This is a genomic window from Streptomyces sp. NPDC096136 (assembly GCF_044763325.1).
Classification (GTDB): domain Bacteria; phylum Actinomycetota; class Actinomycetes; order Streptomycetales; family Streptomycetaceae; genus Streptomyces.
On record NZ_JBIWFZ010000021.1, the window covers coordinates 121,404 to 139,677 of the forward strand.

13 protein-coding genes are annotated in these 18,274 nt (G+C 73.7%); 3 read left to right on the forward strand and 10 right to left on the reverse strand.

All coding sequences use genetic code 11. The annotated features are described in order from the left end of the window. Positions 1 to 123: 123 nt before the first annotated feature. The 6 genes from ACIRBY_RS31665 to ACIRBY_RS31690 all read right to left on the reverse strand — a co-directional run bounded on the left by ACIRBY_RS31665 (position 124) and on the right by ACIRBY_RS31690 (position 7,852). Positions 124 to 606 carry a hypothetical protein gene (locus ACIRBY_RS31665; protein WP_403907109.1) on the reverse strand — a complete coding sequence of 161 codons (483 nt, stop codon included), beginning with the start codon at positions 604 to 606 and terminating at the stop codon, positions 124 to 126. Beyond that, complete coding sequence (locus ACIRBY_RS31670; RefSeq protein ID WP_237292736.1) at positions 591 to 1,628, reverse strand: ParA family protein; 1,038 nt, start codon at positions 1,626 to 1,628, stop codon at positions 591 to 593. Before ACIRBY_RS31670 ends, ACIRBY_RS31665 begins: the two co-directional genes overlap by 16 nt. Before the next feature lie 449 nt (positions 1,629 to 2,077). Continuing rightward, the gene (ald, locus tag ACIRBY_RS31675; RefSeq protein ID WP_366454047.1) at positions 2,078 to 3,193 is read right to left on the reverse strand and encodes an alanine dehydrogenase; all 1,116 of its coding nucleotides are present in this window, start codon (positions 3,191 to 3,193) and stop codon (positions 2,078 to 2,080) included. 152 nt (positions 3,194 to 3,345) lie between these two features. Further along, on the reverse strand, positions 3,346 to 5,364 hold the full coding sequence (locus ACIRBY_RS31680; protein WP_403907113.1) for a tetratricopeptide repeat protein: 2,019 nt from the start codon (positions 5,362 to 5,364) through the stop codon (positions 3,346 to 3,348). 142 nt (positions 5,365 to 5,506) lie between these two features. Beyond that, on the reverse strand, positions 5,507 to 6,145 hold the full coding sequence (locus ACIRBY_RS31685; RefSeq protein WP_403907116.1) for an NUDIX domain-containing protein: 639 nt from the start codon (positions 6,143 to 6,145) through the stop codon (positions 5,507 to 5,509). Between the two features lie 72 nt (positions 6,146 to 6,217). Further along, positions 6,218 to 7,852, reverse strand: coding sequence for a CTP synthase (locus ACIRBY_RS31690; protein ID WP_366454049.1), 1,635 nt, complete (start codon positions 7,850 to 7,852; stop codon positions 6,218 to 6,220). Between the two features lie 427 nt (positions 7,853 to 8,279). Between ACIRBY_RS31690 and ACIRBY_RS31695 the strand changes: the two genes are divergently transcribed. From ACIRBY_RS31695 to ACIRBY_RS31705, 3 genes are all read left to right on the forward strand, one after another. Continuing rightward, positions 8,280 to 10,133 carry a glycoside hydrolase family 15 protein gene (locus tag ACIRBY_RS31695; RefSeq protein ID WP_403907118.1) on the forward strand — a complete coding sequence of 618 codons (1,854 nt, stop codon included), beginning with the start codon at positions 8,280 to 8,282 and terminating at the stop codon, positions 10,131 to 10,133. Between the two features lie 88 nt (positions 10,134 to 10,221). Then, positions 10,222 to 11,604, forward strand: coding sequence for an FAD-binding protein (locus ACIRBY_RS31700; RefSeq protein ID WP_403907121.1), 1,383 nt, complete (start codon positions 10,222 to 10,224; stop codon positions 11,602 to 11,604). A gap of 158 nt (positions 11,605 to 11,762) precedes the next feature. After that, a complete protein-coding gene (locus ACIRBY_RS31705; RefSeq protein ID WP_403907123.1) occupies positions 11,763 to 13,385 on the forward strand; it encodes a PucR family transcriptional regulator in 1,623 nt (540 codons plus the stop codon). A gap of 12 nt (positions 13,386 to 13,397) precedes the next feature. Here the strand turns inward: ACIRBY_RS31705 and ACIRBY_RS31710 are convergent, their stop codons facing one another. The 4 genes from ACIRBY_RS31710 to ACIRBY_RS31725 all read right to left on the reverse strand — a co-directional run bounded on the left by ACIRBY_RS31710 (position 13,398) and on the right by ACIRBY_RS31725 (position 18,272). After that, positions 13,398 to 14,510, reverse strand: coding sequence for a glycosyltransferase family 4 protein (locus ACIRBY_RS31710; RefSeq protein WP_403907126.1), 1,113 nt, complete (start codon positions 14,508 to 14,510; stop codon positions 13,398 to 13,400). A 147-nt stretch (positions 14,511 to 14,657) separates the two neighbouring features. Beyond that, positions 14,658 to 16,376, reverse strand: a complete 1,719-nt coding sequence (recN, locus tag ACIRBY_RS31715; protein WP_403907175.1) for a DNA repair protein RecN — start codon at positions 16,374 to 16,376, stop codon at positions 14,658 to 14,660. 106 nt (positions 16,377 to 16,482) lie between these two features. Continuing rightward, positions 16,483 to 17,460 carry an NAD kinase gene (locus ACIRBY_RS31720; RefSeq protein ID WP_403907128.1) on the reverse strand — a complete coding sequence of 326 codons (978 nt, stop codon included), beginning with the start codon at positions 17,458 to 17,460 and terminating at the stop codon, positions 16,483 to 16,485. Next, positions 17,457 to 18,272 carry a TlyA family RNA methyltransferase gene (locus tag ACIRBY_RS31725; RefSeq protein WP_403907131.1) on the reverse strand — a complete coding sequence of 272 codons (816 nt, stop codon included), beginning with the start codon at positions 18,270 to 18,272 and terminating at the stop codon, positions 17,457 to 17,459. The genes ACIRBY_RS31720 and ACIRBY_RS31725 overlap by 4 nt, the downstream gene beginning before the upstream one ends. Between the last annotated feature and the right edge of the window lie 2 nt (positions 18,273 to 18,274).

Consider the following 18,274-nt stretch of genomic DNA (forward strand, 5'->3'; position numbering starts at 1 on the left):
AGACCCCCGCGCCTCAAACGCCCGGCGGGGCCGGAGCGCACCGGCGCGAAGCGCCCGGAACGGGGTCAGGGGCGGAGCCCCTGGGAGCGGGGGAAGCTCGGGGTGGGGAACGGCGCCGCGGGCCTAGCGGCCGCGCAGGCGGCGGACCAGGATGCTGGCGTCGCCGCGCGACTCCAGGTCCGCCAGGACGACCGCGACCGCCTCGCGGACGATCCGCCCCCGGTCGACCGCGAGCCCGTGCTCCCCGCGGAGCACCAGCCGGGCGTGCTCCAGGTCCATGAGCTCCTCGGCGGAGACGTAGACCGTGATCTTCTCGTCGTGCCGCTCGCGCCCGCTGGGCCGCCGGTTCGCGCCGCGGCCCTGGGCCTTGTTCTGCCGGGGCCCGGCGCTGCCAGAACCTTCCTGCGGCCTGCGCTGCGCGCCCACCGCCGGGGCGTCCCCGGTGGTCCTCGCCGTGCCGTCCGCCGGTGCGGCCGCCGTGTGCTCCGTACCCGCGGGCTGCGGCGCCTCCTCGGCGCCCCGCCGCGGCGAGGACGACTGGAGGGCCATCCCCCCGGTCGTGCGGAACAGTTCGTCGGCGCCGGGCAGGCTCACTCGGCGGGACACCGGGCGAGCACCTCCCTGGCCAGCTGGCGGTAGGCGGCGGCGCCGACGGAGTTGGAGGCGTACGTGGTGATCGGCTCACCGGCGACCGTGGTCTCCGGGAAGCGCACCGTCCGGCCGATGACCGTGTGGTAGACGTGGTCGTCGAAGGCCTCGACGACGCGCGCCAGCACCTCGCGGCTGTGCACCGTGCGGGAGTCGTACATCGTGGCGAGGATGCCGTCGAGCTCCAGCTCCGGGTTGAGGCGCTCCTGGACCTTCTCGATGGTCTCGGTCAGCAGCGCCACGCCGCGCAGCGCGAAGAACTCGCATTCCAGCGGGACGATGACCTTGTGAGCCGCCGTCAGGGCGTTCACCGTCAGGAGGCCCAGCGAGGGCTGACAGTCGATCACGATGTAGTCGTAGTCGTTCATCAGCGGCTTGAGCGCCCGCTGGAGCGTCGACTCGCGCGCGACCTCGCTGACCAGCTGCACCTCGGCGGCGGACAGGTCGATGTTGCTCGGCAGCAGGTCCATGTTGGGGACCGCCGTCTTGAGCAGCACCTCGTCGGCCGACATGCCCCGCTCCATGAGCAGGTTGTAGACCGTCAGGTCGAGTTCCATCGGGTTCACGCCGAGGCCCACGGACAGCGCGCCCTGCGGGTCGAAGTCGACGAGCAGCACGCGGCGCCCGTACTCGGCGAGCGCGGCACCCAGGTTGATGGTCGACGTGGTCTTGCCGACGCCGCCCTTCTGGTTGCACATCGCGATGATCTTCGCCGGACCGTGGTCGGTCAGCGGACCCGGGATCGGGAAGTACGGCAGCGGGCGTCCGGTCGGGCCGATGCGCTCGCGGCGCTGGCGGGCAGCGTCGGGCGCGAGGGTGGCCGCGTACTCGGGGTCCGGCTCGTATTCCGCGTCGGGGTCGTAGAAGTGCCCCTCGGGCACCTGGTCGTAGTCGGCGAAACCAATGGGCGCATCGCCGCTGTGGTCGCCGGCCGTGGAGTTCACGTCTAGGCCGTCCATGCTCTTTTGGGGCGTCGTCATGTGCTGGTGGTTTGCGAAGGTGCGGACCGCGACGGAGCCGACAGCTTCGAGCCCGGCGGAACCCTGGTTCCGCTCGGGCGTCCCTGCTCGACCACCTCCGGGAGCAAATGTCGACTCATTCACAAGTCGTCTTACCTCCTCGGACGTGACCAGGACACTTATCGATAGGTCAGCGTTGCACCATGCCGACGGTTGGCGACTCTATGGCGTGTCACCGCCCAGCGGCAACACAATCCGCCGGACCCGGCACGATGTGTCGGCAACCGAACACCACTCTGTCAAGGGCGTACGGGCGGTCGTCATGAAGTTTCGCGGGTGCGCGAAAGGGTTAAAGGGTTACGTTCGAGGCGAGTTGAACGGCCTCCGCGGGCCCGCCGCAAACACCTCCGGCCGGACCTTGGGGGCAAGGTCCGGCCGGAGACGTGAGATTGACGTCAGTCGTTGACGGTTCAGCCGAGAAGGGCGCTGAGCTCGACGGACTCGAGGTTGTGGGCCTCGGCGACGGGGCCGTAAACGACCTTGCCGTCATGGGTGTTGAGGCCCAGCGCGAGCGCCGGGTCGCGACGGAGCGCCTCGGCCCAGCCGAGGTTCGCGAGCTGCACGATGTAGGGCAGGGTCGCGTTGGTCAGCGCGTAGGTGGAGGTGTTCGGCACCGCGCCCGGCATGTTGGCGACGCAGTAGAAGACCGAGTTGTGGACCTGGAAGGTCGGCTCGGCGTGGGTGGTCGGACGGGAGTCCTCGAAGCAGCCGCCCTGGTCGATGGCAATGTCGACAAGGACACTTCCGGGCTTCATCTTGGCGACGAGCTCGTTGGTGACCAGCTTCGGGGCCTTCGCACCCGGGATCAGTACGGCGCCGACGACGAGGTCCGCCTCGATGACGGCCTTCTCCAGCTCGTAGGCGTTGGAGACGATCGTCTTGACCTTGGTGCCGAAGATCTTGTCGGCCTCGCGCAGCTTGTTGATGTCGCGGTCGAGCAGGGTCACGTGGAAGCCCATGCCGATGGCGATCTGCACGGCGTTCCAGCCGGAGACGCCGCCGCCGATGACGACGCACTCGCCGGCGTGGGTGCCGGGGACGCCGCCCGGGAGGACGCCGCGGCCGCCGGCCGAGCGCATCAGGTGGTAGGCGCCGACCTGCGGGGCCAGGCGGCCCGCGACCTCGGACATCGGGGCGAGCAGCGGCAGCGCGCGGTTGGCGAGCTCGACCGTCTCGTACGCGATGGCGGTGGTGCCGGACTCCAGCAGGGCGTCCGTGCACTCGCGGGAGGCCGCCAGGTGCAGGTAGGTGAAGAGGGTCTGGTCCTTGCGGAGGCGGTGGTACTCCTCCGCGATCGGCTCCTTGACCTTCAGCAGCAGGTCGGCGGTCGCCCAGACCTCGTCGGCGGTGCCGAGGATCTCGGCACCGGCGGCGACGTACTCGGCGTCCGTGATCGAGGAGCCCACACCGGCGTTCTGCTCGATGAAGACCTGGTGGCCGTTGCGGACCAGCTCATGCACGCCGGCGGGCGTGATGGCGACCCGGAACTCGTTGTTCTTGACTTCGCGGGGGATGCCGACCTTCATCGTCGATCACGGTCCTTGACTCAGGGGATGTTACGGGGCACTTCCATACATACCCGCCCACAAGAACGCGCAACGGGATGCACCACTGGATGTCGTGGTGAAGCCAGTCTAATGAAGGATGAGGCGCTGTCTAGCCTTGCAAACCAATAATTTCAGTCGGAGACACTGCGGATTTCGCAGGCTGCGGGGTCGTCTCCCAGCAATCTGTCGGCCGCTGACCGGTGCAGTCGGGCGGCCGCCGGGTCGCCCAGCCGGTCCAGGGTGTCGGCCAGCCGGACCTGGAGCGCGGCCTGCAGCCGCAGGTCTCCGGCACGGCGTGCGAGCTCGATCGCCTCGCGGCAGGTGTGCAGTGATTCCTCGGGCCGGCCGGCGTACTCCTGAATGCGCGCCATCTCGCTCAACGCCTTTGCCTGTCCCGGGACATCGGCGAGCCTGCGGTAGCCCGCGGCGGCCGCGCGCCAGCTGCGCAGGGCGTCCCCGTAGCGGCCCGCGTAGGTGTGCACGTTGCCGAGCCGCCCGTACAGCCGGGCCTCGTCCGCGCGCTCCCCCCGGGCGAGGGCATGGGCCAGCGCGCGGCCGAACCAGTCGGAGGCCCTCGGCCAGTCCGCCAGCTCCTGGTACGCACCGCCTACGGATTCCATCGCGCGGCCGGTCGCGTACGGGTCCTTCGCCGCCTTTCCGGCGGCCAGCGCGGCCCGGTAGCGCTCCAGCGCCTCGGGGGTGCGGCCGGTGGCCGCGTCCAGATCGGCCAGGTTCAGCAGGGCCGCGGCCTGCTCCCGGTGCAGGTGGCGGCGCTCGGCCACGCCCAGGACGAGCCGGTGCAGCCCGTACAGCTCGGGGGCGGCGGCCTCGGTTCCCCGGTGCGCGGCCAGGGCCCTGACCAGCGCGGAGACCAACCTGCGGGCCAGGGTGTCCAGGCCGCCGTCGGCCACGGCCAGGGCGGCGGAGGCGGTCAGCGCGGGCAGGCGGGTGTCCAGCCAGGTCGCGGCGGCCCGGCGGTCGGGGAAGCGGAGGGCGCGCGGGAGCCCGTCCAGGGCCTCCCGGGCCTCCGCCGCCTCCTCGTCGGGCAGGTCGGCCATGGCCTGGCAGGAGGTCAGCAGGCGTACGGTCCGCTCCAGCATCCGGGCCCGGGCCAGCTGTACCTCGGCGGGCCGCTCCCTGGCCTCCAGCAGGGACTGCAGGAAGGGCGCGAGGCAGCCGGGGAGCAGGAAGATGCCGTCCCGGTCGTGCCGTACGAGGCCCAGCCGGGCGAAGTCCTCCAGGGTGGACTGGGCCGCGGCCACGGAGCAGCCCGCGAGGGCGGAGGCGGTGTGCGAGTCGAGGATCCCGGCGGGCGCGAGCGGCAGCAGCCGCAGGGTGCGCTGGGCGGGCTGCGGGAGGGACTCGTAGACGATCCGGAAGGCGCGGCCGAGCGGGCCGGAGGTGCCCGGGGACATCTCGTGGAGCTGCTTGGCCAGATCGGCCACGGCGGCCTTGGGGTGGGCGGCGAGCCAGCCCCCGGCCAGGGTGAGCACGGCGGGCAGCGCCCCGCACTCCTCGGCGAGGTCCTCGGCGGCGAGCGGGTCGACGGTGATCCGGGTGTCCCCGATGATCCGGCCGAGCAGCCCGACGGCGGAGCCGGTGTCGAGCCCGCCGAGCGTGCAGGGGCGGACGTCGGGGATGCCCGTGAGGGGGCCCTCGGCGGTGACGACGACCAGGCACTCGGGGGTGTCCGGGAGCAGGGCGTCGACCTGCTGGGGGTCGGCGGCGTCGTCGAGGAGCAGGATCGCCCGCCGCCCGGCGAGGGTCTCGCGCAGGGCGGCGCTGAGGTCGTCCTCGCAGGCGCCGGGCGGGGTGCGCTGCCCGAGGCCCTCCAGCAGGACGCGCACGGCCCGCTCGGTCTCCAGGGGCTCGCCGCCGGGGGCGGTGAGCCGGACGCGGACCAGCCCGTCGGGGTAGTCGTCGGCGACCTCGCGCACGAAGGCCTCGGCGAGGGCGGTCCGGCCGGAGCCGGGGCGCCCGGCGACGAGCAGCACCCGCGCGCGGGGCGCCTTGGCCTTGCGGCCGGAGAGGGTGTCGAGCCCGGTCCGCGCGATGTCCTCGCGCAGCTCCTTCAGCTCACGCCGCCGCCCGACGAAATCCGCCACGGATCCGCTCCTCTCCCTGCCTTCGGGTTGCTGAGCGTAGTTCACGCAGAGCGACGGGCCGTGTGGAGCGCGGCCTACAGATCGCCCGATCGGATCAGCGGATGGGCCTATTAATCAGCCGGGGCCGTCCGGGTGCCCCGGCGCGGGGCTCCTCCCCGCCCCGCGCCGGGGCACCCTCCGGGCCCGGCTACGCCTCGTACGGGCGGGCCGGCCAGGGGGCGTCGGCCGGGCGGAGGGCGTCCAGGCCGCCCTCGGCGGCGAGGGCGGCCGTCAGCGCGAGGACACCCGTGACCAGCGCCGGGTTCCCGAGCTCGCCCGCCAGGACGCCCCGTACCAGGTCGGAGCGCTCCACCCACTCCACCCGCATGTCGGCCTCCTCGGAATCCGTCTCCGCGTAGCGGACCCCGTCCGCCTCGGCCACGTCCCGGGCCAGGAAGATCCGGACCGCCTCGTCGGAGCCGCCCGGGGAGGAGAAGAAGTCGGCGAGCACCCGCCAGTCCCCGGCCTTGACGTGCGCCTCCTCGTACAGCTCCCGCTGCGCCCCGTGCAGCGGGTTCTCACCGGGTACGTCGAGCAGCCCGGCGGGCAGCTCCCACAGCCGGCGCCGGACCGGGTGCCGGTACTGGTTGATCACCAGCACCCGCCCCTCCCCGTCCAGGGCGAGGACGCACACCGAGCCCGGGTGCACCTGGTAGTCGCGGCGGGCCACCGACCCGTCCGGCATCCGGACCTCGTCGGAGTCCACCGCCGTCTTGGCGCCCTGGAACGGCCGCCCGGTCGACAGCGTCTCCCAGGCTTCCGCGGTGTCCTTGATGGCGATGCCCATGCCGATGTCCTCCACAACGCGCGACGGCCGGGGTACGGATCTCCGTACCCCGGCCGTCTACGTTACCGAGCGTCAGCCCTGCTGCTGGCGCTCCACCGCGGCCTTGACCAGGCCCGCGAAGAGCGGGTGCGGGCGGGTCGGGCGGGAGCGGAGCTCCGGGTGGGCCTGGGTGGCCACCAGGTAGGGGTGCACCTCGCGCGGGTACTCGACGTACTCGACGAGCTTGTTGTCCGGGGAGGTGCCGGAGAAGACCAGGCCGGCCTTCTTCTCCAGCTCGCCGCGGTAGGCGTTGTTCACCTCGTAGCGGTGGCGGTGGCGCTCGTCCACGTACGCCTGGTCGCCGTAGACCTCGCGCACGATGGAGCCCTCGGCGAGCTTCGCCGGGTACATGCCCAGGCGCATGGTGCCGCCCAGGTCGCCCGCGCCCTCGACGAAGGCCAGCTGCTCCTCCATGGTCGAGATGACCGGGTGCGGGGTCGAGGGCTCGAACTCGGTGGAGTTCGCCTCCTCGATGCCCGCGAGGTTGCGCGCGGCCTCGATGACCACGCACTGCAGGCCCAGGCACAGGCCCAGCAGCGGGATCTTGTTCTCGCGGGCGTAGGTGATCGCGCCGACCTTGCCGTTCACACCGCGGTCACCGAAGCCGCCGGGGACGCAGATCGCGTCCACGTCGGACAGCTGCGCGGCGGCGCCGGCCTGGGTCTTGCAGTCGTCGGAGGTGACCCACTTGATCTGGACGCGGGCCCGGTTGGCGAAACCGCCGGCGCGCAGCGCCTCGGTCACCGACAGGTAGGCGTCGGGCAGGTCGATGTACTTGCCGACGAGCGCGACCTTGACCTCGTGGTCGGGGTTGTGGACCCGGTCGAGCAGGTCCTCCCACACCGTCCAGTCGACGTCGCGGAAGGGCAGGTCGAGCTTGCGGACGACGTAGGCGTCCAGGCCCTCGGTGTGCAGCACCTTCGGGATGTCGTAGATCGACTTGGCGTCGATCGCCGCGACCACGGCCGCCTCGTCCACGTCGCACATCAGCGAGATCTTGCGCTTGATGGAGGTGGGGACGTCGCGGTCGGCGCGCAGCACGATCGCGTCGGGCTGGATGCCGATGTTGCGCAGCGCGGCGACGGAGTGCTGGGTCGGCTTGGTCTTCAGCTCGCCGGAGGGGCCGATGTAGGGCAGCAGCGAGATGTGCACGACGAAGACGTTGTCGCGGCCGACCTCGTGGCGGACCTGGCGGACGGTCTCCAGGAACGGCAGCGACTCGATGTCGCCGACCGTGCCGCCGACCTCGGTGATGACCACGTCGACGTCGTCGGTCGCCATGCGGCGGATGCGGTGCTTGATCTCGTTGGTGATGTGCGGGATGACCTGCACGGTGTCGCCGAGGTACTCGCCGCGCCGCTCCTTGGCGATGACCTGCGAGTAGACCTGGCCGGTGGTGACGTTGGCCGAGCCGTCGAGGTCGACGTCGAGGAAGCGCTCGTAGTGGCCGATGTCCAGGTCGGTCTCGGCGCCGTCGTTGGTGACGAACACCTCGCCGTGCTGGAAGGGGTTCATCGTGCCGGGGTCGACGTTCAGGTACGGGTCGAGCTTCTGCATCGTGACCCGCAGGCCGCGCGCCTTGAGCAGCGCACCCAGGCTGGAGGCCGTCAGGCCCTTGCCGAGGGACGAAGCGACACCCCCGGTGACGAAGATGTGCTTGGTCGTCATGGATTTGGGCGGCATCGCCAAGAGGGGGCTCCCGTGGTCGCGAGGTGAGGTGCGTCCGGCGACTTCTCCCGTTTCCGGGGGCGCCGAAGCTGCGGTTTCGGGGCTCCTGATTCGCACAGGCAGACCACCGGTCCACGGGGTACCAGCCTATCAGCGCCCGGGGCGGTCCGCCTCCGGGCGCGCTGCGCGCCGGCTCCGCCCGCGACCCCGCCGGGCCGTCCCGCGGCCGCGTTCCCCCAGGTCACCCGTTCGGCCGAGTGACATTGTCCCCATACTTAAGGGGATCACTAGGGTGCGGACTTACCTTGCTCGGATACCGCTGCACATCGCCGCCGAGCAGTCCGGCGAACGGCGTAACAACGCCGGTTCCGGCAATGTAGGACTCGACGCGGGGATCCCTGCGCACAGGAGACCGCGCGACAGCGCAATGCAAGCGCCCTACGGGGCGGACGTGGCCGTTCGACTGGAGAGCAACGTGTCCGGGCGCATCGAGGATTACGCACTGATCGGGGACATGCAGACCGCGGCGCTGGTCTGCCGGGACGGGGCGGTGGACTGGCTGTGCCTGCCGCGCTTCGACTCCCATGCCGTCTTCGCGAGCCTTCTGGGCACCGATGAACACGGGTTCTGGCGGATCGGACCGTCGTTCCCGCCGGGGACGGAGCCGCCGAAGGCGACCCGGCGCCGCTACCGGGGCGACTCACTGGTGCTGGAGTCGGAGTGGGACACCCCGCGCGGGACCGTCCGCGTCATCGACTTCATGCCGCCCCGCGAGGGGCACGCGCCGCAGCTGATCCGCATCGTGGAGGGCGTCAGCGGCCGCGTGCCGATGCGGTCGGCGCTGCGGATGCGCTTCAGCTACGGGCGGGTCGTGCCCTGGGTGCGCAAGGTCGAGGGGCGCACGGTGGCCGTCGCGGGCCCCGACTCCGTGTGGCTCGACGCCGAAGCGGACACCTACGGCAAGGACCTGACGACCTACTCCGACTTCACCGTCGCGCCGGGCGACCGGGTGGCCTTCACCATCAGCTGGCAGCCCTCGCACCTGGGCGCCCCGGAGACCCCGGAGGCCGAGTCGGCCCTGGAGGCCACGACCGAGTTCTGGCGCGAGTGGGTCGACCTCTGTACGTACCACGGGCCCTACCGGGAGGCGGTGGTCCGCTCCCTGATCACCCTCAAGGCCCTGACGTACGCCCCCACGGGCGGGATCGTCGCCGCGCCGACCACCTCCCTGCCGGAGGAGATCGGCGGGGTCCGCAACTGGGACTACCGCTACACGTGGCTGCGCGACGCCGCCATCACCCTCTCCTCGCTCCTGCGCACCGGCTACCGCGGCGAGGCCGCCGCCTGGCGGGACTGGCTGCTGCGCGCGGTCGCCGGGGACCCGGAGAACCTCCAGATCATGTACGGGATCGCCGGCGAGCGGGAGCTGGGCGAGACCGAGCTGGACTGGCTGCCCGGCTACGAGAACTCGGCCCCCGTGCGCGTCGGCAACGGCGCCGCCCACCAGCTCCAGCTCGACGTGTACGGCGAGGTCACCGAGGCCCTGCACCTGGGCCACATGACCGGCCTGGCCCGCAACGACTACGCCTCGGTGCTCCAGCTCAAGCTGATCCGCTACCTGGAGATCCACTGGAACGAGCCGGACGAGGGCATCTGGGAGGTGCGCGGCCCGCGCCGCCACTTCGTGCACTCGAAGGTGATGGCGTGGGTGGCCGTGGACCGCACGATCAAGCTGATCGAGAGCGGGGACGCGGACGGCCCGCTGGAGCGCTGGCGGGCCCTGCGCGACGAGATCCACGCGGACGTGTGCGAGAAGGGCTACGACCCGGAGCGCAACACCTTCACCCAGTCGTACGGCTCCCGGGAGCTGGACGCCTCGCTGCTGCTGATCCCGCAGATGGGCTTCCTGCCCCCCGACGACAAGCGGGTCATCGGCACCATCGAGGCGATCCAGCGCGAGCTGTCGACCCCGGACGGGTTCATCCTGCGCTATCCGACGGCCGGCGAGGAGGCCGGCGTGGACGGTCTGGAGGGGGACGAGGGCGCCTTCCTCGCCTGCTCCTTCTGGATGGCCGACGACCTGGCGATGATCGGCCGGGTCGACGAGGCCCGCCGCCTCTTCGAGAAGCTGCTCTCGCTCCGCAACGACCTGGGCCTCCTGGCGGAGGAGTGGGACCCCAAGCTCCAGCGCCAGGTCGGGAACTTCCCGCAGGCCTTCAGCCACGTCCCGCTGATCGACACCGCCCTGCGGCTGACGGCGAGCGGCGCGTACGGGGGCTGACGGAGGGCCGGGGCCGCCGGCGCGCGGCCCCCCGGGTGCCCGCCTAACCTGGAGGGGTCCATGCCCTTCTGGGAAAGGGGGGGTGGCGATGGCGCCCCTCTCGAAGGCGGGCACGGCGCTCGCCGCGCTCCGCGAGGACCTGGCCGGCGAGGTCTTCGCCCCCGGCGACCCCGGGTACGCCGAGGCCCGGACGGTCTTCAACGCGATGATCGACCGCCGGCCCGCGGTGATCGCCCAGTGCGAGAGCGCGGCGGACGTGGTCACGACGGTCCGCTTCGCCCGGGAGCTGGACCTGCCGGTGGCGGTGCGCGGCGGCGGGCACAGCGTGGCCGGGATGTCCCTGAACGACGGGGGCGTGGTCGTGGACCTGCGCCGGATGCACGAGGTCACCGTCCATCCGGCGGCGAAGGCCGTACGCGTCGCGGGCGGGGCCACGATGAGCCACCTGGACCGGGCCTGCGAGCCGTACGCCCTGGCGACCACCGGCGGCCGGGCCTCCACCACCGGCGTCGGCGGCTACGTCCTCGGCGGGGGCACGGGCTGGCTCGACCGGGCCTTCGGCCTGGCGGTGGACAACCTGCTGGGGGTGGAGCTGGTCACCGCCCAGGGCGAGCTGCTGAACGTCACGGCGGAGGACCATCCGGAGCTGTTCTGGGGGCTGCACGGCGGCGGCGGGAACTTCGGGATCGCCACCTCGCTGACCCTGCGCCTGCACGACCTGCCGGCCCTGTCGATCGCGATGGTGTTCTACCTGCCGGAACGCGGCCCCGAGGTGGTGCGCGCGTACCGGGACGTCATCGAAGCCGGTCCGGACGAGGCCGGCGGCGGCGTCCTCTACCTGACCGGGCCGCCCGCGCCGTTCGTCCCGCCGCACCTGGTCGGCCTGCTGCTGGCCGGGGCGCTGGTGACCTACGCGGGCCCCGAGGACGAGCTGCGCAAGATGGCCGACCCCCTGCTGGCGATCCCGCACGAGGCCGAGGTCGTCACGGCGATCCCGTACGCCGAGCTCCAGTGCATGCTCGACGACCCGCCGGGGCTGCGGAACTACTGGTCGGCGGAGTACCTGACCGGGGCGCCCGACGCGTTCGTGGACGTGTTCTGCGCCCGGGCCGCCTCGATGCCGGTGCCGAGCGGCACCCAGCACGTGCTCTGGCCGCAGGGCGGGGCGATCGCCGCGGGCGGGGAGGACTACCCGGTGCCGTACCGGGACGCGCCGTGGGCGGTGCACCCCTTCGGCCTGTGGGAGGACGCAGCCGACGACGAGCGGGCCATCCAGTGGGTCAGGGACGTCCGCGCCGACGTCCAGCCGTGGTCCACCGGGGCGGTGTACCTGAACTTCACCGGGGACGAGGGCGCGGACCGGGTGGTGGCCGGCCTGGGCGCCGACAACATGCGGCGGCTGGCGCGGCTGAAGCGGCAGTACGACCCGGACAACGTCTTCCGCTTCAACCACAACATCCCGCCGGTCTGAGCCCGTCTCGCACCCCGTGACGTACGCCACAATCGGTGCGCGGTCCGGTGATCCCTGCGGGGGGAGCGACGAGTTGTCGGCCCGTCGGGGGGACATGCCGGACTCCGTGACCACCCGGTGATGTCCTCGGAACAACGCGGCCGGTAGCGTCCCGCGATATGGACAACCAGGGCGGGATCACCGTTCAGCGGGCACTGGAACTGCCGGGACTGCGCAGCGGACTGCCGGAGGTGGTGGCCTGCGCCGACCGCCTCGGCCGGACCGTCCGCTGGGTGCACGCGGGCGAGGTGCCGAACATCGCCTCGCTGCTCAAGGGCGGCGAACTGCTGCTGACCACCGGGCTGGGGCTGGGCACCCGGCCCGCCGAGCAGCGCGCCTTCGTCCGCCGCCTCGCGGACCGCGGGATCGCCGCCCTGGTCGTGGAACTCGGCCCGCGCTTCACCCGGCTCCCGGCGACCCTGGTGGAGACCGCCCGGACGGCCGGGCTGCCGCTCGTGCAGCTGCACCGGGAAGTCCCCTTCGTCGCGGTGACGGAGGAGATCCACACCGAGATCGTCAACCACCACTACGCGCTCCTCCAACGGGCCGAGGAGGTCCACCGGCGGTGCACGGAGGCCCTGTTGGGCGGCGGCGGGATCCCGCAGGTGCTGCGCATCCTGGCCGACTTCACCGCCAACCCGGTCTTCCTGGAGACCCCGGACGGCCAACTGCTGTACGCGGCCGGGCCGGTGGCCGGGGAGGCCGCGGCCGACCCGCTCCAGGTGTGGGAGGGGCTGCGGGGCCAGCGCGCGGCCGAGCCCCCGGCGAACGCCGTCGTGGTCGACGTGCCGGGCGGCGGCCACGGCACGGGCTCGGTGCGGGCCCGGGTCGTCCTGGTCGGGGTCTCGGCGCCGCTGCTGCCGGTCCACCGGATGGCGGCGGAGCGGACGGCGGGGGTGCTCGCGGTGGTGCTGATGCAGGCCCGGCAGGAGGAGGAGCTGGCCGCGCGCGGCCGGGGCGACTTCCTGACGGACCTGGCGGAGGGGCGGATCTCGGCGGAGGACGCCCCGGCGCAGGCACGGGTGCTGGGCTTCCGTCCGGGAGCGGGGCCGCTGCTGCCCCTGGTGATGCGGCTGTCCTCGGACCTGGTTCCGTCCGGGAACTGGTCGGTGCTGGCCCGGGCGGTCCAGGAGGAGCTGTCCTCGGTCGGCGTCCCGGTGCTGCTGGGCGTCCGCCCGGTGGAGGGGCGGGTGCCGCTGCTGGTGTCGCTGCGGGCGGAGTCGGAGCGCACGGCGGTCGCCGACCGGGTGGCGGGCGCGCTGCGGGCCGGGGTGGAGCGGGCCGGCCTGGACCGGGCCGGGGCCCCGCCGGTGGTGGTGGTCGGCGTCTCGGGCAGCTGGTCGGCGGCCTCGGCGGGCCTGCGGCACGCCGCGGAGACCGCCACCGCCGCGCACGGCCTGCCGGCCCGCCCCTGGTACGACGCGCGCCGCCTGGACATCGACCTGTTGCTGTGGCGGCTGCGCGAACACCCGGACCTGGCGGCGTTCGTGGACCGGGCGATCGGCGCCCTGCGCGTCCACGACGCCGCGTCCCGGCCGCCGCTGCTGCCCACTCTGGAGACCTACCTGGCCCATGCGGGCCGCAAGGCGGAGACGGCGCGCGAGCTGCACCTGAACCGGCAGACCCTGTACAACCGGCTGGCCCGGATCTCGGAACTCCTGGGCACGGACCTGGACGACCCGGAAACGGTCCTCTCCCTGAGCCTGGCCCTGCGCGCCCGACGCCACGCCTCGCCGTCCTGAGGTCCCCGCCGGTCAGGGGCGCCCGCGTTCCATCAGTTCGTCGTAGACCGACAGGACCTGTGCCACCGTGTCGTCCTCCGACGGCCACGTCGCCGCCTGGGCGCGGCCGGCGAGGGCGAGGGCCGCCCGGCGGTCGGGGTCGTCCAGGAGGGCGGTCACCGCTCCCGCCAGTGCGTCCGCGTCGCCGTAGGGGACCAGGACCGCCGCGTCGCCGACCAGTTCCGGGACGCCGCCCACCTCCGTCGCCACCAGGGCGACCCCGGCCCGCAGGGCCTCCTGGGCCAGCAGGGAGCGGCCCTCCCAGCGGCTCGGGAGGACGGCGACGTCCGCCGCCGCCAGCAGGCGGTCGGCGTCCCGGCGGCGGCCGAGCAGGCGCACCGGGAGGCCCTCCGTCCGGATACGGCGGGCCAGTTCGGGGCGCAGCGGCCCCTCCCCCGCGATCACCAGCAGCGGTGCCGGCTCCAGCCCCCGCCAGGCGCGCGCCGCGTCCAGCAGGACGGAGTACCCGCGCCGGGCGACCAGGCTGCCGACCGCGATGACCAGGGGGCGTTCCACCACGCCCAGTTCCGCCCGGGTCTTGCCCGTGTCGGGCGCCGCCGGCGCGGCCGGTACGGCGACCGCGGCGAGGCGGGCGTCCCGTGCGCCGCGGCGGCGTGCGAGGTCGACCTGGTCGGAGGAGGAGCCCAGGACCACGGCGGCGGCGCGGGCCACGTGCCGCTCCAGCAGGCGGCCGAGGCGCCCCAGCGGGCCCGCCTCGGGTGCGCTGCCGTGCCAGGTCACCACCAGCGGCGCCCGGCGGCCGCGGCCCCGCAGGGCGAGGGCGGCCCGCATCCCGGCCCGTACGCCGTGCGCGTGGACCACGTCCGCCCCGGCGCAGGCGGCGCGCAGCGCGCCCGCCGCGTCGGGGGTGAACTCCGCTCCGGCTCCGGTGAAGTCGTACTCCCCCTCCGCCTCGACGGGGGCGCACACGGTCACCCGCACGCCGCGCGCCGCGAGCCCCGTGGTGAGGGAGCGCACGTGCGCGCTGCTGCCGGCGCCCGCGCCCCCGAGGACCTGGACGGTGCGCAGCGGGGGCCGCCCGTAGGGCAGGGCGGGCGGCGGGACCGAAGCCGGGGAGCTGCTCACGGGCGGAAGCTCCAGGGTGAGGGGTCAGGGACGTCGCCCAGGATGCCAGTCCGCACGCGCGTTCCGGGACCATACGGGTGCGGATCCCGTGCGGGATACCGCAGTGCGCCCCCCAGCCTCACCCACACGGGCTAACGATCCGCTGTCTCAGCCGTCCGCCCGGGCCGCCGCGAGGAGTTCCTCGGCGTGGGCCCGTGCCGTCTGCGAGTCCTCCTGGCCGGCCAGCATCCGGGAGAGCTCGCGGATCCGGTCCTCGCCCTCCAGGACCGTGACCCCGGACCGGGTCACCGATCCGTCGACGGTCTTCTCGACCAGCAGCTGCCGGTCCGCGAAAGCCGCCACCTGGGGCAGGTGGGTGACGACGACGACCTGGGCGGACTTGGCCAGCTTGGCCAGCCGCCGGCCGATCTCGACGGCCGCCTTGCCGCCGACGCCCGCGTCGACCTCGTCGAAGAGGTACGTGGGCACGGGGGCGGTGCCGGCGAAGACGACCTCGACGGCCAGCATGACGCGGGACAGCTCGCCGCCGGAGGCGCCCTTGGCGATCGGCCGCGGCTGTGCGCCGGGGTGCGGGGCGAGCAGCAGCTCGACCTCGTCCGCGCCCGAGGGCCCGTAGGCGACCGGGCGGCCGCCCACCTCGACGCCGTCGGCGGCCTCCGTCTGGCGGATGTCGATGGTCACCCGGGCGTGCGGCATGGCCAGGGAGGCCAGCTCGGCGGTCACCGCGGAGGCGAACCGCTCGGCGGCCTCGGTCCGGGCGTCCGTGAGCGCCTGGGCCAGCTGCGAGAGCTCGGCGAGCAGCGCGTCCCGCTCGGCGGTCAGCTCGTCGATCCGCTCGTCGTCGCCGTCGAGCTCCAGCAGGCGCGCCGAGCCCTTCTGGGCCCATTCGAGGACGGAGTCGACGGAGTCGCCGTACTTGCGGGTCAGCTGGGTCAGCGCCGCCCGCCGCTCCTCGACGGCGGCCAGCCGCAGCGGGTCGGCGTCCAGGTCGTCGGCGTACCCGGCGAGCTCGCCGGCCACGTCGCCGAGCAGGATGCCCAGTTCCGCGATCCGGTCCGCGAGCCCGCCGAGCACCGGGTCGTGGGAGCGCACGGACTCCAGGGCGCGGTGCGCGCCGGCGACGAGGGTGTTGGCGTCGACGCCCTCCGGGTCCTCGACGTCGCCCGCGAGGGCCGCGTGCGCGGCCTGCGCCGCGGAGGCCAGGGACTCGGCGTGCCCGAGCCGTTCGGCCTCGGCCGCCAGCTCGGCGTCCTCGCCGGGCAGCGGCTCGACGGCGGCGACCTCCTCCAGGCCGAAGCGCAGCAGGTCGGCCTCCTGGGCCCGCTCCCGGGCGCGGGTGGTGATGGTGTCCAGCTCGGCGGCGACGGCCCGCAGCCGCCGGTAGGCGCCGGCGTACTTCTCCAGGGGGCCGGCGACGGCGTCGCCGGCGTACCGGTCGAGGGCCTGACGCTGGCGGGCGGGCCGCAGCAGGCCCTGCTGGTCGGTCTGCCCGTGGACGGCGACCAGGTCGTCGGCGAGCTCGGCGAGCAGGCCGACGGGGACCGAGCGGCCGCCGACGTGGGCGCGCGAGCGCCCCTCGGCGGACACGGTCCGGCTGATCAGCAGGGCGCCCTCGTCGAGCTCGGCGCCGGCCTCCTCGGCGCGCACGGCGGCGGCCGCGTCCGGGCGCAGGACGACGCGGCCCTCGACCACCGCCGCCTTGGCCCCGATCCGCACCAGGGCCGGGTCGGCCCGGCCTCCGAGCAGCAGCCCGAGGCTGGTGACGACCATCGTCTTGCCCGCACCGGTCTCGCCGGTCACCGCGGTGAAACCGGGCGACAGCTCGACCACCGCGTCGTCGATGACCCCGAGTGACCGTATCCGCATCTCCTCAAGCACGGGACGACCATACCGAGGTTTCGCGGGTGCCATGCGACCTCACCCGCCCGGAGTCTCCCGAACGGGTGTGCTATTAGCGGGGTCGTCGGCGTCCTCAGTGCGGCGCGCCGCGCCAACCCGACACCGGGAGCGCGAACTTGGCCACGAGCCGGTCCGTGAAGGACGCGTGGTGCAGCCGGGCGAGCCGCACCGGCACCGTCCCGCGGCGGACCTCCACCCGCGCACCGGCGGGCAGCTCCAGCGTCCGCCGGCCGTCGCACCACAGCACCCCGTGCTGCGTCCCGGTCTGCACCTCGACCGCCAGCACCGAGTCCGGGGAGGTGACCAGCGGCTTCGCGAACAGCGCGTGCGCGCTGATCGGCACCATCAGCAGCGCCTCCACCTCCGGCCAGACCACCGGCCCGCCCGCCGAGAAGGCGTACGCCGTCGAGCCGGTCGGCGTCGCGCAGACGATGCCGTCGCAGCCGAAACCGGTCACCGGACGCCCGTCGATCTCCAGGACCACCTCCAGCATCCGCTCGGCGGACACCTTCTGCACGGCCGCCTCGTTCAGCGCCCAGTCCCGGTGGACCACGTCGCCGTTGGTCCGCACGAGGACGTCGAGGGTCATCCGCTCCTCGACCTCGTACGCCCGCCGCACCACCCGGTCCACGACCCGGTCCAGGTCGTCGCGCTCGGCCTCGGCGAGGAAGCCCACCCGGCCCAGGTTGACGCCCAGCATCGGCACCCCCGAACCGCGCGCGAACTCCGCCCCGCGCAGCAGGGTCCCGTCCCCGCCCAGCACGATCAGCAGCTCGCACCCCGCCAGGACCTCCGGCGTGCACGCGCCGACGAGCTCCACCTCCGGCGGCAGCGGCATGTCCCGCGCCTCCTGCGCGAGGACCCGCACCCCGATCCCCGACTTCAGCAGTCCCAGCACCACCAGCTCGGCGCTGCGTATGGCCGCCGGCCGCCCGGTGTGCGCGACCAGGAAGACGGTGCGCGGCCCGGCGGGCTCCCCCGCCCCCGGTCCCCCCGAGGGCGCGGCCCCCGTCGAAGCCGCTGCACCCGCTGACGCTGACGAATCTGTCACTGAGGCCCCTCCGCCACTGCACGGTCGACATCCCCCGGGTCGAGTGCCGGTGCCCCCGCCCGAAGCCACAGAAAGTATTCGACGTTCCCCGACGGACCCGGAAGCGGGCTCGCGGTGACCCCCAGCACGCCCAGCCCCAGCTTCCAGGCCTGCGCCGCGACCTCGCGCACCGCCTCGGCCCGCAGCTCGGGGCTGCGCACCACGCCGCCGCTGCCCAGCCGCTCCTTGCCCACCTCGAACTGCGGCTTGACCATCAGCACCAGGTCGGCGCCCGGCGCCGTGCACCGCACCAGGGCGGGCAGCACCAGGCCGATCGAGATGAAGGACAGGTCGCCGACGACCAGGTCCACGGGGACGTCGTCGATCAGTTCGAGCGTCAGCTCGCGCACGTTCGTGCGGTCCTTGACGGTCACCCGGTCGTCGCTCTGCAGCGACCAGGCCAGCTGCCCGTAGCCGACGTCCACGGCCACGACGTGGGCCACGCCCGCGCGCAGCAGCACGTCGGTGAACCCGCCGGTCGAGGCGCCCGCGTCCAGCGCCCGGCGGCCCTCGACGGCCAGCCCCAGCGGCCGGAAGGCCGCGAGCGCGCCGGCCAGTTTGTGGCCGCCCCGGGAGACGTAGTCGGGGTCGCTGTCGTCCTTGAGGACGACGAGGGCCGCGCTGGTCTCGACCTGGGTGGCCGGCTTGGTCGCGGTGGTGCCGCCCACGGTCACCCGGCCCGCGGCGATCAGCTGGGCCGCGTGCTCCCGCGAGCGGGCCATGCTGCGGCGTACCAGTTCGGCGTCCAGGCGGCGGCGTGCCACTCCTGCCACGT

Excerpts from the sequence above, each read along its gene's own strand:
- ACIRBY_RS31670 (WP_237292736.1), bottom strand. The coding sequence starts at position 1,628 with ATGACGACGCCCCAAAAGAGCATGGACGGCCTAGACGTGAACTCCACG.
- ACIRBY_RS31700 (WP_403907121.1), top strand. The coding sequence starts at position 10,222 with ATGGCGCCCCTCTCGAAGGCGGGCACGGCGCTCGCCGCGCTCCGCGAG.
- ACIRBY_RS31690 (WP_366454049.1), bottom strand. The coding sequence starts at position 7,852 with ATGACGACCAAGCACATCTTCGTCACCGGGGGTGTCGCTTCGTCCCTC.
- ACIRBY_RS31685 (WP_403907116.1), bottom strand. The coding sequence starts at position 6,145 with ATGGGCATCGCCATCAAGGACACCGCGGAAGCCTGGGAGACGCTGTCG.
- ald (WP_366454047.1), bottom strand. The coding sequence starts at position 3,193 with ATGAAGGTCGGCATCCCCCGCGAAGTCAAGAACAACGAGTTCCGGGTC.
- recN (WP_403907175.1), bottom strand. The coding sequence starts at position 16,376 with ATGCGGATACGGTCACTCGGGGTCATCGACGACGCGGTGGTCGAGCTG.
- ACIRBY_RS31705 (WP_403907123.1), top strand. The coding sequence starts at position 11,763 with ATGGACAACCAGGGCGGGATCACCGTTCAGCGGGCACTGGAACTGCCG.
- ACIRBY_RS31695 (WP_403907118.1), top strand. The coding sequence starts at position 8,280 with ATGCAAGCGCCCTACGGGGCGGACGTGGCCGTTCGACTGGAGAGCAAC.